This window comes from Arthrobacter sp. SX1312, assembly GCF_002929295.1.
Taxonomy (GTDB): domain Bacteria; phylum Actinomycetota; class Actinomycetes; order Actinomycetales; family Micrococcaceae; genus Arthrobacter_D.
Genome location: NZ_PJIM01000002.1, coordinates 671,039 through 684,135 on the forward strand (window position 1 = coordinate 671,039; position 13,097 = coordinate 684,135).

Annotated in this window: 14 protein-coding genes; 4 read left to right on the top strand and 10 right to left on the bottom strand. The window is 63.3% G+C overall.

The window, feature by feature from the left end; all coding sequences use genetic code 11:
• The 6 genes from CXQ92_RS10600 to CXQ92_RS10625 are packed head-to-tail and all read right to left on the bottom strand — an operon-like array spanning position 1 to position 5,799.
• Entirely contained in the window at positions 1–1,605 is a 1,605-nt protein-coding gene (locus CXQ92_RS10600) for an aldehyde dehydrogenase (RefSeq protein WP_219815707.1), read from the bottom strand.
• Complete coding sequence (locus CXQ92_RS10605) at positions 1,559–2,326, bottom strand: ABC transporter ATP-binding protein (RefSeq protein ID WP_104167701.1); 768 nt, start codon at positions 2,324–2,326, stop codon at positions 1,559–1,561. Before CXQ92_RS10605 ends, CXQ92_RS10600 begins: the two co-directional genes overlap by 47 nt.
• A 38-nt stretch (positions 2,327–2,364) precedes the next feature.
• Complete coding sequence (locus tag CXQ92_RS10610) at positions 2,365–3,210, bottom strand: ABC transporter permease (protein ID WP_104168199.1); 846 nt, start codon at positions 3,208–3,210, stop codon at positions 2,365–2,367.
• Between the two features lie 2 nt (positions 3,211–3,212).
• Positions 3,213–4,046, bottom strand: a complete 834-nt coding sequence (locus CXQ92_RS10615) for an ABC transporter permease (protein ID WP_104167702.1) — start codon at positions 4,044–4,046, stop codon at positions 3,213–3,215.
• 1 nt (position 4,047) lies between these two features.
• Positions 4,048–5,085 carry an ABC transporter substrate-binding protein gene (locus CXQ92_RS10620; RefSeq protein WP_104167703.1) on the bottom strand — a complete coding sequence of 346 codons (1,038 nt, stop codon included), beginning with the start codon at positions 5,083–5,085 and terminating at the stop codon, positions 4,048–4,050.
• Between the two features lie 57 nt (positions 5,086–5,142).
• The gene (locus CXQ92_RS10625; protein WP_219815708.1) at positions 5,143–5,799 is read right to left on the bottom strand and encodes a GntR family transcriptional regulator; all 657 of its coding nucleotides are present in this window, start codon (positions 5,797–5,799) and stop codon (positions 5,143–5,145) included.
• A gap of 901 nt (positions 5,800–6,700) precedes the next feature.
• Between CXQ92_RS10625 and CXQ92_RS10630 the strand changes: the two genes are divergently transcribed.
• A complete protein-coding gene (locus CXQ92_RS10630) occupies positions 6,701–7,411 on the top strand; it encodes an ANTAR domain-containing protein (protein ID WP_104167705.1) in 711 nt (236 codons plus the stop codon).
• A gap of 80 nt (positions 7,412–7,491) precedes the next feature.
• Here the strand turns inward: CXQ92_RS10630 and CXQ92_RS10635 are convergent, their stop codons facing one another.
• On the bottom strand, positions 7,492–7,779 hold the full coding sequence (locus CXQ92_RS10635) for an ANTAR domain-containing protein (RefSeq protein WP_258069857.1): 288 nt from the start codon (positions 7,777–7,779) through the stop codon (positions 7,492–7,494).
• Between the two features lie 194 nt (positions 7,780–7,973).
• On the opposite strand from CXQ92_RS10635, the gene CXQ92_RS18865 reads away from it, so the two are divergent.
• Positions 7,974–8,117: a hypothetical protein gene (locus tag CXQ92_RS18865; RefSeq protein ID WP_368784584.1), complete on the top strand. Its 144-nt coding sequence runs from the start codon at positions 7,974–7,976 to the stop codon at positions 8,115–8,117.
• Positions 8,114–8,878, top strand: coding sequence for a hypothetical protein (locus CXQ92_RS10645; RefSeq protein ID WP_104167706.1), 765 nt, complete (start codon positions 8,114–8,116; stop codon positions 8,876–8,878). Before CXQ92_RS18865 ends, CXQ92_RS10645 begins: the two co-directional genes overlap by 4 nt.
• 288 nt (positions 8,879–9,166) lie before the next feature.
• On the opposite strand, the gene CXQ92_RS10650 is transcribed toward CXQ92_RS10645, so the two are convergent.
• Together CXQ92_RS10650 and CXQ92_RS10655 are read right to left on the bottom strand one after the other, a co-directional pair.
• On the bottom strand, positions 9,167–9,454 hold the full coding sequence (locus CXQ92_RS10650; RefSeq protein WP_258069858.1) for a PRC-barrel domain containing protein: 288 nt from the start codon (positions 9,452–9,454) through the stop codon (positions 9,167–9,169).
• 231 nt (positions 9,455–9,685) lie between these two features.
• The gene (locus CXQ92_RS10655) at positions 9,686–10,537 is read right to left on the bottom strand and encodes a cyclopropane-fatty-acyl-phospholipid synthase family protein (protein ID WP_104167708.1); all 852 of its coding nucleotides are present in this window, start codon (positions 10,535–10,537) and stop codon (positions 9,686–9,688) included.
• Between the two features lie 235 nt (positions 10,538–10,772).
• Here CXQ92_RS10655 and CXQ92_RS17845 point away from each other — a divergent pair, with 235 nt between their 5' ends.
• On the top strand, positions 10,773–11,111 hold the full coding sequence (locus CXQ92_RS17845; RefSeq protein WP_146067444.1) for a hypothetical protein: 339 nt from the start codon (positions 10,773–10,775) through the stop codon (positions 11,109–11,111).
• Between the two features lie 535 nt (positions 11,112–11,646).
• Here the strand turns inward: CXQ92_RS17845 and CXQ92_RS10660 are convergent.
• Positions 11,647–13,089, bottom strand: a complete 1,443-nt coding sequence (locus tag CXQ92_RS10660; protein WP_104167709.1) for a lipase maturation factor family protein — start codon at positions 13,087–13,089, stop codon at positions 11,647–11,649.
• Positions 13,090–13,097 lie beyond the last annotated feature (8 nt).

Sequence of the window (13,097 nt, forward strand, 5' to 3'; positions counted from 1 at the left end):
TCAGTTCAGCCGCTCCAAGGCGACGCCGCCGTACCAGTCGACGTCGTCTTCTGCTGTCCGCACGGTGACGCTGCGGACGTGGGTGAAGTCATGGAACGATTCCCACCCGCCCTCCCGGCCGTGTCCGCTGTCACGGACACCGCCCCATGGTGACGATGGATCTAGGCGGTGGTGGTCATTGACCCACACGATGCCGTGCTCGAGCTTCGAAGCAACCCTGTGCGCCCGGGCAACATCGCGCGTCCAGATCGACGAGCCAAGACCGAACTGGGAGTCGTTCGCGATCCGCACGGCGTCCTCTTCGGCGGAGAAGGGAATGACCACCAGGACCGGCCCGAAGATTTCTTCTCGTGCCACCCGCATCTGGTTCGTGACGTCGGCAAGCACCGTCGGCGCCACGAAGTAGCCCTCGAGCCCAGCAACGTCGACCGCGCTGCCGCCGGCTGCGAGCCGTGCGCCCTCATTGAGGCCGGTTTGTACGTAGCCGAGGATTCGGTCGCGGGCACGTTCGGAGATCACCGGGCCCAACTGGGTCGAGGCGAGGCTGGGGTCACCAATCCGGATCTGGTCGGCCTGGGATGCCAGTGCTGCGACGAAATCCTCGTAGATGTTCTCCTGCACGAGCACGCGTGTTCCGGCAATACAGGTTTGCCCTGCACCGATGAACCCGCCGAATGCCACGCCCCGTGCCGAGACCTCGACCGGAACATCGTCGAAGACCAGTACGGGCGTCTTGCCGCCCAGCTCGACGGTCGACTTCGCGAACCGCTTCGCCGTGGCAACGGCGATGGTGCGTCCGGGCTCGGTGCCTCCGGTGAAAACCACCTTGTCCACCAGCTCATGCTCGACCAGGGACGCGCCGGCCACTGGGCCGAGGCCCGGAACCACGTTGAGCACTCCCGGGGGAATCCCGGCTTCGAGCGCAAGGCGACCGATCACGAGGGCTGTGAGGGGTGTCTGCTCTGATGGTTTCAGAACAACGCTGTTACCCGTAGCCAGTGCCGGCGCCAGGCTCTTGGAGGCGATCATCAGCGGGTGGTTGAAGGAGGAGAGGGTAGCGACCACGCCGATGGGGAAGCGGGAGGTGTAGGAGTGGTACGGCCCGGTCATTGGAACAACCGCGTCGCGGTCGGCCAATAGGAGGGCCGCGTTGTAGCGGTACCACTCGGGCAAGCGGGTGATCTGGGCCTTGGTTTCCGTGATCGGACGCCCGTTGTTCATCGTCTCGAGCTCATAGAGCTGGTTCATGTTCCGCTCGAGGAGGTCCCCGAAGCGGTTGAGGATCCGGGCGCGCTGGTGGATTGGCATGTTCCGCCAGACGCCTGAGTCAAAAGCGGCCCGAGCCGAGCGCACCGCGGCGTCGATGTCGTCGGCGTCGGCATTGTGGCATTCGGCGAAGACCTGGCCTGTGGCCGGGTTGACGATCTGCAGCAGTTCTCCCCCGCCCTCGACCTCCTCTCCGCCGATGATGAGTTTGTGGGGGGCGTGTGTCCCCGACGTCGCGGTCTGCTCGCGTTGGGTTGCGGTAACCGAATTCATGTGGGATGCCTCTTCTGTTTCAGGCCGTGCTTGCGGCGGGCTTGAGGATTCTTGTCGACGCTTCAAGGTCTTCGAAGCGTCGGAGAACGGATGCTTCGAGAACGGCGACTTCAGGATCGGATGCGCGACGTGGGCGGGGTAGTGTCACCTGGATGTCTTCGTGGATCCGTCCCCCGGGTGCCAGCATGAGGATGCGGTCGGAAAGTTCTGCTGCTTCGCTGACGTCGTGTGTCACGAAGACGACCGTCTTGCGGGTGTGTGCCCATAGCTCCTGCAGGTGTTCCCGCAACCCGCGGGCGGTGATGGCGTCCAAATGGCTGAAGGGCTCGTCCATCAGCAGAACGTCAGGCTCCACCGAAAAGGCCCGGGCGATACCGATGCGCTGCTGCTGGCCTCCGGAGAGCTGGCTGGGCCACTTCTTTGCCGCGTGCGCCAGTCCCACCCGTTCGAGGGCTGTATGGACGCGCTCTTTGGCCGCCTCGTCCTGAACCTCCTGTACATACATGAGGTTGTCGAAAATGGACCGCCACGGGAGCAGCCGTGGTTCCTGGAATACGTAGGCGAGCTTGGCCGGCTTGCCGTCCTCTTTCATCTCGACGGTGCCCGATGTGGCGGGTTCGATACCCGAGATGACGTTGAGCAGGGTGGTTTTGCCGCAGCCCGACGGGCCGACCAGTGAGAGGAAGGACCGATCAGCCACCTCGAAACTGAGGTTGTCGAGTGCGATCTGCGGTCCGGTAGGTGTTTCGAATACTTTGTTCAGGCTGTCGACGGTGACTGTAGCCATGGGGACACTCCTTTAGCTTGAGGTTTTGGTGTCGTTGCTCAGACGGCGGCTTTGGTGGTGAGTCCAACACGCGGCGCCTTGGTGCTGGTTGTGCGCCAGCGGAATGCATGCCGTGACATCCGCTCCAGCAGCAACCGGTCGGTCAGAACCATGAAGAGAATGAAGAACGCGATCCAGGCTATGAATCCGGGCATCTGGTTGGCGTCGTACCAGTACCGCGCACGGTGGCCTACTCCGTCCGAAGCCCCGAACCACTCCGAAAGCAGCAGGCCGTTCCAGCCCGACATGACGGCAAAGCGGATGCCGGCAACCAGGTAGCCGGAAACGGCCGGCAGCATGACGTGACGAAGGCGGCGGCGGAAGGGAACGTCGAAGGATTCGGACATGGCGCGCAACTGGGGCGGTATCGACCGTGCGCCCGCTGCTACGTTCACGGCAATGAATGGTACGGCCGACAGCACGATCGTAAGGATCGGTGCGGTGTTCCCGAATCCGAACCACATCACGCAGAGCAGCGCCCAGATGACGGCCGGGATTGCCAGTCCTACCAAGTTCAGGTCTCCGAGCAGGTCATTCAGGAATCGTGAAGCTCCGATTGCAAGTCCGAGCGCTGTACCGATGACGATGGCGAGGGCGATGCCTATTCCGAACCTCTGCATGCTGATGAGGAAGTTGAGCATGAATTCGCCCCGACCGACCTCTTCGAGCGCAGCCTGGACGGTGGCTATCGGTCCCGGAATGCGGTCGCCGACCAGGTCGGAGAACTGCCAGATGAGGAGAAACACCACGGCGGCTGTGGCGGCGGCCCCGGTAGGGCCAACGAGCCAGTTCTTCAGCGAACTGGGCTCCTGCGTGTCTGATTCGCGGGGAATTGTTGTGCTCATGTCTACCGTCCCCCTCGCCATGCGAAAATGCGATTTTCGATCTGAGCGAGGAAGACCCGCTCGACGATCAGGATGAATAGGACGAAGAAGCCGGTCCAGGCCAGAACGCCCGTTACCGAAAACTCCTGGTACTCAGCGCGGATCATGAACCCGATGCCGCTCCTGCCACCGAACACTTCTGTGAGTGCCTCCACCTTCCACGCCATCGCGAACCCGTATCGGAGCGCAGCGAATAGGTACGGCATGATCGAGGGGAGGAAGACCGACCAAGCTATCTCCCTGCGGTTGCGGCCATAGACGCCGCTCATGTGCACCAGGTGGGGGTCCACTTCCTCCACGCCTTGGGCGACGTTGAGGGCAACGTACGGGATAGCGACAAGTGTCACTGCTACTACCGGGCCAACGGCACCGATGCCGAACAGGATCAGGGCGAAGACGGCGTAAGTCAGCCCGGGCACGTTTCCGAGAACCAGCAGTGGCTGCTGGAAGAAGTTCTTCCAGTAGGTGCTGCGGCCCATCAGTAGTCCGATGGGGGCGCCGATCAGGGCCCCGATGACGAAGCCGGCGGTGATCTTGCCAATGCTCGCACCGAACTGCACGAAAGCGGTGCCGTCCTTGACCAGGCTCCACATCTCCTCTGCGACGGCGAGTGGCGTCGGCAGGATGTACGGATTGAAATAGTAGGTCGAGAAGAAGGACCAGACGGCGAGCAGGAGAACGTAGCCGGCGATTACCAGGCCCACCCGGCGGATATCGAAGCGGCTCTTGCCGTTCGGTCGGACGCTCTTCGCACTTGCAGGCGCTTTCCGCGGCCGCGCGAGGTTGGTCGTAGCCATCTCAGCTTCCTGCGGTCCGGAACGCGGGCACTTCCTGGTCTTCCTCCATGAAGCCCGTCGACTTCAGCAGGTCGAAGATCTGGGACTCGCCCTCAACCCACTGCTCGTCGAATCGAATGTCGTCGACGAACCAGTCGTGCTCGGCGATGTATTCCTGCACGAACTTGACGTCTTCCGGGTCTTCAACGGCGAAGTGCTGGGGGTAGGTCTCAATGATCTTTTCCTGGTTGGCGGACCATTCCTCGAGGCCGCGCTGCCATACGTCGAGGAAGAATTCCACTTCTTCCGGGTACTCCTCCGCCCACTCCGCGCCGGCGAGGAAGACGTTGATCATCGGACCTTCATGGCCCTCGACGACCTGCTCGGAGTACAGGTCGGATGAGGACTTTCCGTCGTAGAGCACCTTCAATTCACCGCTGCGGAGTCCGGGCGCTGCGAATTCGGGCAGGCAGACGCAGGCTGCCACTTCGCCGCGCTCCACGAGGTCCGCCTGGTTTTGGGGGTCGGCAACAATGAGGTTGTAATCGCCGCCGCCGGTCCGGAAATCCACGCCGTGCATCTGGTTCGCGTACGCGCCCCATACGAGCGTCGCAGAGACCGCGGTGAAAACGGCGATGTCCTCGCCCTTGAGGTCCTCAAGGGTTTCTGCAGGATTGTCAGCACTGACAATGACCACACTGCGGTCCTTGTTGTACTTTCCGATCGTCGACGTGTCTCGGCCGGTTTCCTTCTCGATGATCGGAATCTCGTAACTGGCAGTGGAGACGACATCGGCATGGCCTCCCGCGAACACGCCGAATTCGTCCCACGTCGACGAAGCAATGATTCGCATCCCTGACTCCTCCTCCATCTCCGCGAGGATCCCCTCGTCGGTGATGTAGTCCCAAACCGGGTCAGGTGCAAAGGTGAACCTGATGGTGTTCTCCGAGGCCCCACCACCTCCTGCGGATGAGCTGTTGCCAGCCCCTCCGCAGGATGTGACGGTCAGAGCCGTGCACAGGGCAAGGGCTGCGAATCCAAGGCGACTGCGTGGAGTCATGGTGCGTTTCCTTCCAGGTGTGAACCATCCGCATCGTTGCGGAATGGCAGGTAGGTGCTACCGGCGGGTTTTGTGTAATGCAGCGAGCAGCTCTGGTTCGGCAGCTGCACTCTCGAGCAGGTACTTCAGGATGAAATCGTGCGACGTGGCCAGGTGCTCCCGTGTCAGCGACGCTGCGAGGGCTGCATCTCCGTCCTCGACCGCCGCGAGGATGGCGGTGTGTTCGGCATGCAGATGCTCCGTATTCCCAATCACCTCCAGATGAAGGTGGAGATAACGGTCCGCGAGCTTCCTCAACTGCTCGACCGTGTCGATCATGCGGGGGCGGTTGGCGCGCTTGTAGACAGTGGCATGGAAGTCGGCGTTGGCCGCAAGCCAGGTACGGGCATTGTTGCTGACACTCATGGTTTCGAGTTCCTGCCGCATCTGCAGGATTTCCGCCCGTCCCACATTGGGGACCGCGAGGTGTGTCGCGACCGGCTCGATCGCTTCTCGCATTTCGTAGATTTCCTGCAGTTCGGGTACCGACATCCCCGTTACGAGTGCGGTGGAACCCGACGTTGGATTGACCAGCCCCTCGGCGGCCAGCAGCTGAAGAGCGTCACGTACAGGAATGCGGCTCACCCCGAATCGCTCGGCGATCCTCACCTGCGAGAGTTTGGTTCCCGGCGCGAGAACACCCAAGAGGATCTCTTCGCGCAGTTGATCGACCACTCGTCCCGATGCATTTGGGTATGCCATCTATCCGTCCCGTCTACAGTTGACTAAAAATGTATACAGCTAGGGCTGTGACGTCAATCACTTGACCGATGTCCCTTGCGGGATCCTGGCGGAGCCCTCCCGACCACCCGTCCGTGGCGAAAGCTCTGGGCGTGCACGGTGTATTTCGAGAGCATGCTCGAGCGCTGGTCCGCCTCGAGATGGCCCGCTGAGGAGTCGTCCCCATCTAGTGGAAGGACCCGAAGGTCGGAGCGAGGATGATCAACACCCGCAGCGGGACCTTGACGGAGAAGCTGTCGTTTCGCACCGCAGCCAGCAAAAGGGCACTCATACCCGCATATCTGGAGTCCGTTCTGTCCCGGTGCCTGTCTCCGGTGACCGAACCTTTGAAGGCGCGTCCTGACACGTACGTAGGACCAAGCCCCCGCGGTGGTTGAACAGACACGCGTTCGATGATGAGCTCATGCTCCGCCCGAGTGGTGCTGCTCGGCTAGTCCGTCATGATCCAGCGCATCCTCAGCTTTGGAACTGTCCATCGTCAGACCCGTAGGAGGACGTGATGACTAGCCGGTACGCCCTCACACCAGCCCACTGCCGCCGCGTCCACGGCTATGGCGTTGCCCTTCATCGTCGACCGGGAGTCTCGCATCGGATTCGCGAAGGCGCCCCGCGACCAAAGCGACCAGCAGAGAAATAGCTATCACCGCAATTGTCTTTAGAAGCGTTACCCTGCCAAGGACCCAAACCCGACGCCTAGTAGTACGGCCGAGACGATTGCTGCAGTGGCAAAAACTTTCATCGTTTCCTTGACACCCTTTTCGAATGACAGCATGCTTACTGTATTGCCCCGGACCCTGGCACCGAGCCGCAATTGCCGTGCCAATCAGGGAGCCCCATGACACACGCAATCGATCACCTCACCCGCAACACTCCCGCAAGCGATCCCCGTACCGATCCTCGTGACAATCGTGTTTTACAGATAAGACCGCCTCATCCTGCCAGGGCCCGTGGACTCAGCGATCGCCAAGCTGTCATCGCGGTCATGACCACAAACGGGGTCACCTGCCAGGACATCGCGTTCGAATTGATGCTCCCGCTGCGCACAGTACAAGGCCACCTGCATCAAGCACTGCGGGTCCTTGGCCTCTCACGCGTCGAGGACCTCACCTACGAGGTCATCACAGCGCACTACGAGAAGACCCTCTTAGCCGCCCGATCTGATCAGCGAAAAACCTTCGATTCCAATGAACCCACCGGGTCTCCCGAGCCCGTTCAAGGCGACAACCCGTCGAACTCGTTGGTCGCCCTCGATGCCGCCCAGGCTCGCAATGAGGAACTTACCCACGTCGCTGCCCTCACCCGCGAACTGGAAGCAACACGCGCCCAACTAGAACAAGAACGCGACACCGTACAGCAGCTCCACCAAGCCATTGACAGTCGCGACATCATCGGACAGGCCAAGGGCATCCTCATGGAGAGGCACAAAATCAGCGCTGAGGCCGCCTTCACGACGCTAGTGCGCCACAGCAACCTCAGCCACCGCAAGCTCGTCTACGTCGCCCACCACCTGATTTGCTCAGGCGAAGAGGCCGCCTGCCAGAGGTAGCTGGATGCCTCAAGGGAAACCTGCTCCATCGGGCACCATGGAACGCCCTATGGGCTGGTGCATGCGACGCGTGGTCGTCGTCAGTGGTTGAAGTGCGTGGTCAGCGGTTCTGCCTGGCCCACGGAGGCGAGGATGCCGGCGGCGAGGTCCGATACCTTCACGTTGCGCGTGGAGGATGCCTGTCGGAGGATCGCGAACGCTTCCTTCTGGGTGCACCTGTTCTGGGCCATGATCGCGCCGACGGCCGTGTCGATCGTGGTGCGGGTCGTCATGGCGGCCTTGAGGTGCTGTGTGTCCTCGCTGAGCTTCGCGATCCGCACGGCCAGGCGGAGGGAGCGTGAGGCATCGCGGGCGAGGCCATCGGCCACCGTGATGCCTGTGGCGTCGAAGGCGTCCGGGGTCGTGGAGTAGAAGTCCAGGCCCCGACGCTGAGGACCCCGCGGACACTCACCTGCAGCGCGGCGGGTTGGACAGCGTCGACGCACACCTCGCGCACGCGTTGCGGGCGCTGAAGCCCGTGGACCTGCAACTCATCACCGTCGTAGCCCTTGAGGGCTGAGACATTGCCGCGGCTGCAACGATCCTGCATCTCACTCCGGGAAGCGCGAAGACCAGGCTGCACCGGGCCCGGAAACGACTCCGCGACCAGCCACCGGACCCCGCACCGGCACGACCACTCACGCTCTCCCAGGAGGGACAGGCATGAACGTCAACCAGATGGACCCCACCTTCGCCCAGGGACTGCGAACCGCCCTGATCGAGCAGGTCAACGCCACCTCACCCGCCCGGGTGCGCCGACACCGATGGTGGATCGGAGCCGGGGTCTTCGCCGGCATCGGACTCATTGGCGGGGTTGGAGCGACAGCGGCAGGTTTCCTCGTCGAGCCAGGGGCAGACGTTGTCACCGAGTACGGGAACCCGGTCTCCGGCACCTACACCGGCCCGCAGACCATCGAGTTGGGGGCAGCACCTGACAGTGCGACCTCCATCATGGTGGAACTGACATGTCTCAGTGGCGGCAGCATCTACCTGCCGGACGGAGCAGGCACGACCTGCCCCGACATCGGTACAGGCGCAATAACGTCCACATCTTTGGCGTTATCGCCGGGACAGAACTCTCTCGAGGTACGTACAAGCGCTGCTGACGTGAGCTATCAGGCGCACATCACGTACACGAGCACGACCCCCACCGACTGGGCCGTCAACGAAAACGGCGACACCTATGGTGCCACGAACGCCAGGGGCGAGCCGGACCTTATCTCCGTAATCACCACCGACGGGAAACTCGGCTACGTCTACGCCGACGAACTCAACGAAGCCTCAGGAAAAACCGCATCCACCGAGTTCACCAGCCCGTCCGAAGCCCAGTCTTGGCAGGAGGCACGACAAGGAACAGTGGCACTGATCCCGGTGTACGAGTCCGACGGTGAGACGGTCATTGGAGAGTTTGAGGCAGGACGCTGGTAAGGGGCTCTACTACCTGATGGTTGGCCTATCCCAGCAGAAGCACACTGAGGGATCCCTACCCGGGCACTGGTCACGAGATCGTTGGCAACCGTCCCGTAGAAGGTTCCTTCACCGATCGCAGTCGGCTTCTACATGGCAGGCCGACGCGAGGACGTCCAGTGCGGACTCCCCTGAGTTTGAGTGTGCTGATCCCGTGGATGGGTGAATGGGTGGATGGGCGGATGGGCGGATGGGTGGCGAAGCGGGCAGCGGCGCCGGGTGCCCGGCAGGCGCCGGGCACCCGCAGGGCTAACGGTAGAACTCGCCGTAATAGGTCCCGAGCTGGTCTCGATAGGCGGGATCGTCAGCGGTGGCATTATCGAGTTCTGGCGAATCCTTGATCTGGGTCTTCGTGAGATCGACGTAGACCTTCTCGTCCGCGTCGTCGACACGCTGAATCGTGCCCGCCGGAAGAATTACCTTCCGGCCGAAGATCCATGGGCCGGTGTCGACCACGATGCTGCTTTCATCGACCGCGTTGCTGGCCTCGTCGACCTTGCCGATGTCGCCATCGGAGGCGTGAACGGGATAGCCCACGATGGTGCCGGACTCAGCTGCGCGAGCCGACGAATCACGGTAATTCCAGGCGTCCCACCGATCGAAGTCATCGGAGACATTCTGTTGCGATGACCGCCAGAATCCACCGATCCCTCAGCGGGCGAATCTCGGTCGTCGTGACCGAATGTGCCCTTTGACCGGACGATCAATGGAGATTCGCCGCGCCCGTGCTTTCGACAGAGTTTCCAGCGGGATCAGCGGATCGGACCACTAGCCAGGCTTGTCGAATACGCCCTGGATGAACACCGTGCGCCCGGCGTCGGTGTTGCGCCCGGAGTTGCTCATTTTGACGGCTGCCTGTTCTCCCAGCACGAGATGCATTCCAAGCGGAGGAGGGGCGCTGGAGCCGCTCGCACCCGACGCTTGCGCCTTCGCCTGCTGTGCCTTGCGCGCCGCCACGATGTCGGCGGTAATGTCGCGCCAGGTGCGCTCCAGGAGACCTGCACCGCGGATCAACCCGCGGAGGGATTCCGCATCGGCCAGATGGCTCTGGTTGGGGCGGCTCGCCCATGGGACCGGAAGCTCGATCGGCTCGCCGTTCCCCGCGCAGATTTCCTGGCAGACGAACAGCCCGCCCGGCCTGAGTACCCGGGCGATTCCGGAATACAGGCGGCGCTTGTCCCGGATGTTCATCTGCATTTGTATCGTCCACACCACGTCGAAGCTGGACGCGGCGAACGGAAGCTCCAGGGCATCACCCGCCTGAAAGCGGGTGCGATCGGACAACCGCGTCATCCGAGAAAGGGCGTTGGCCACCCCGCAGAATTCAGGCGAGAGATCGATGCCTGTCACGTCGCAACCCAAAGTTGCGGCGAGGTAACGCGCCGGGCCGCCCAACCCGCTGCCCACGTCGAGCACTCGCGATCCTGGCGGAATCTTTGCAAGCTCCACCAATGCGCGCGTGGCCAAACGTCCCGCGGAGTGAAACTCGTCGGACGGCGCGAGATCTTCGTGCGTGACCGAGTCCAGGTCCTTGCCGAGAGCTTGCAACCCCGCCACGATTCGCGGCAGAAGTCCGCCCGGCTCGTAGTGACGAAGCATTTCCTCGTGCGAGTCGCCCATGGACGCAAATCCTGCGCGGATTTTGGGGAGCCGTCAAGTAAGCGCTTGCTCCCACCACCCCGTCACCTGCCCTCCTCCGGCAGGAGGGAGGGTCTGGCCTGTGCCCTCACGAGGTCTCCACTCGACGCAGAACGGCATCGCAGACACCCCTGACCAGCAAACGATCTCTGTCCTCCTAAACGACATCGGATGGGTCGCGGTCGTGCAATTCTCCCTTCGTCCCAAGGGTCCGTGGGTGGCTGACAACCTGGATCAGCGGATAGCTCGCCTCCCCGCAATCGCTTACGGCTTCGTCGTCCGCTGGACCGTTCCCGAGATGCGATCCATGGCGCAATTCCTACTGGTGCTGTCAGGCGTCTTGCTCGGCACCGCAGCAACGCTTCTTATCGAATTTCTCCTGCCCCGCCGTGCGGCAGAGAAGGCAGAGGCGGCGACGGATGCGTCGCGAGAAATTCAAGAGACGTCGCTAGAACTTCTTCGCGAGACTCAACTCCTGCTCGCCCACGCGCAGGGCGAGTTGCGTCAACGACCCTGGTGGCGACGGCGGCCGAAAGGTTCAAGGCGATACACATAGGAACCTTATCTACCTCGACCCTGTCGTCTCGCGGAGGCCAACATCGCCGCTCAGCGATCACAGCGAGCCACCAGCGTTCGTAAGCCGGTCGTCCACTGGCGCCACGCAGGGGATCCGGACCTGCCGGCCGCGCCAAGCCGGAGGAAAGGCGTTTAGCCGGGACGATGAAAACGGGCGCAAAGCTACCACAAGCGGTACGCCCATCCAGGGCAGCCGCCCGCCGTGCATGTCTCATAAAACTACAGTTTTCTAAGGCACTTGGCCGGCGTCCGCTGAGCCCGAGAACTTCCGCGGGAATCTGGGGCACGCCCTGTCTCGGAAATCCGTCTTACCACAAACGGTTTCAGTCGCCGTCTCATTAGGACTTTCTGAGGCACATTGGTCGGATGAGGCATCTCGGATGCACCCGCGTGAGCACATCGACCTAGGACGCGCGGCTGCAACTCGACGCACTCGTCGTTGCCGGGTCCAGAAGCGGGACATGTTTGCAGCAGCGACCATGGGCTGACCCTGCCACGGCGCATCAGACCCGCACTCAGGAGGCCTCGGCCCGCAGTGACGCCGGGTGCACCAGGACGCCCTGCGGCTCGCGGATCCACCACAGCCCGGTGGCCCGTTTCTCCTCCCGGGTGGAGAAGCGGTAGATGAAGATGCGGGCCCGGACGTAGCGGGGCCGCGCGCCGTCGAAGGGGTCCCGGCGGAGCAGCTTCAGGATCAGCGGGTCCGCCTCGAGGAGCTTCACCAGGAACGGGGTGAACCAGCCCCGCTCCGAGCCCAGGGCGAGGAACCACATCATCCAGTCCAGCCGCAGGTGGTACGGCGCGAACTGGCGCGGCATCCGCGACGGGTCGCCGGGCTTGCCCTTGAACTCGTACTCACGCCAGCGTGCACCGGGACCCACGTCGTCGAGCGTCCCCTCCACGATCACCTCGTACCGCACCTTCGTCACGCTTCCGAACGCCCCGTAGGCGTTGCCGAGGTGCCACCGGTTGAAGCTCGCGTTCATGAGCTGCCGCCGGGCGAACAGGTTCAGCAGCGCCGGCCAACTCAGGTAGGCGAGCAGGAGCATCGCGGGGACGACGACGACGGTCACGTACAGCGGCGTCGGCCGGTAGGCGCCGGACAGGTCGAGGGCCGGGACCACCGCCTCGTAGAAGGAATCGGGCACCGCGGCGAAGGTCAGGATGATCGTCAGGGTGTTGAGCCAGGCGAAGTTGCCGGAGAGCACGAGCCAGCCCTGCGTGACGATGATGACCAGCGCGGCGAAGCCCGCCACCGGCTGCGGCGCGAAGAGGAGGAACGGGACGGCCAGCTGCGTGACGTGGTTCCCGGCCACCTCGAGGCGGTGCAGCGGTTTCGGCAACAGGTGGAAGAACCGGCTGGCCGGGTTCGGCATGGGCTGGGTCTCGTGGTGGTAGTACAGGGCCGTCAGGTCACGCCAGGAGCGGTCACCGCGCATCTTGATCATCCCGGCCCCGAATTCGAGCCGGAAGACGAGCCAGCGGATCATCAGTAGGACCAGGAGCGGCGGTGCGATCTCCGTGGACCCCAGGAACGCGACGATGAACCCCGCCTCCAGCAGGAGGCTCTCCCAGCCGAAACCGTAGAACGCCTGACCCACGTTCACGATCGACGTGTACAGCCACCAGATCAGGAGGAAGGCGATCAGGGGGACCCACGGCGGTCCGGCCTGCGGGATGCCGAGGACGAGCAGGGCGGAGACGGCCGCGCCGGTCCAGGCCACGGCCCGCAGGCGGCGGTCCGTATAGCCCCGGCGGAAGAGCGACGGACCGGCCCGGGTGCCGGCCCGTTCGAGGAACACGGGGACCGGCAGCAGGCCCTTCTCGCCGAGGAGGGCCGGGAACTGGGCGACGGCGGACAGGAACGCGATGAGGTACACGGCGGCGACCCCGCGCTGCGCGATCTGCCGCCCCACCTCGTAGTCCTCGGCGGCGAGGACGCCGGCGACCCACTCCATCCCCTCAG

Bases quoted from the DNA above. Each gene is read 5' to 3' on its own strand.
- CXQ92_RS10610 (WP_104168199.1), bottom strand. From the start codon at position 3,210: ATGAGCACAACAATTCCCCGCGAATCAGACACGCAGGAGCCCAGTTCG.
- CXQ92_RS10615 (WP_104167702.1), bottom strand. From the start codon at position 4,046: ATGGCTACGACCAACCTCGCGCGGCCGCGGAAAGCGCCTGCAAGTGCG.
- CXQ92_RS10645 (WP_104167706.1), top strand. From the start codon at position 8,114: ATGAACGTCAACCAGATGGACCCCACCTTCGCCCAGGGACTGCGAACC.
- CXQ92_RS10655 (WP_104167708.1), bottom strand. From the start codon at position 10,537: ATGGGCGACTCGCACGAGGAAATGCTTCGTCACTACGAGCCGGGCGGA.
- CXQ92_RS10630 (WP_104167705.1), top strand. From the start codon at position 6,701: ATGACACACGCAATCGATCACCTCACCCGCAACACTCCCGCAAGCGAT.
- CXQ92_RS10660 (WP_104167709.1), bottom strand. From the start codon at position 13,089: ATGGAGTGGGTCGCCGGCGTCCTCGCCGCCGAGGACTACGAGGTGGGG.
- CXQ92_RS10620 (WP_104167703.1), bottom strand. From the start codon at position 5,085: ATGACTCCACGCAGTCGCCTTGGATTCGCAGCCCTTGCCCTGTGCACG.
- CXQ92_RS10605 (WP_104167701.1), bottom strand. From the start codon at position 2,326: ATGGCTACAGTCACCGTCGACAGCCTGAACAAAGTATTCGAAACACCT.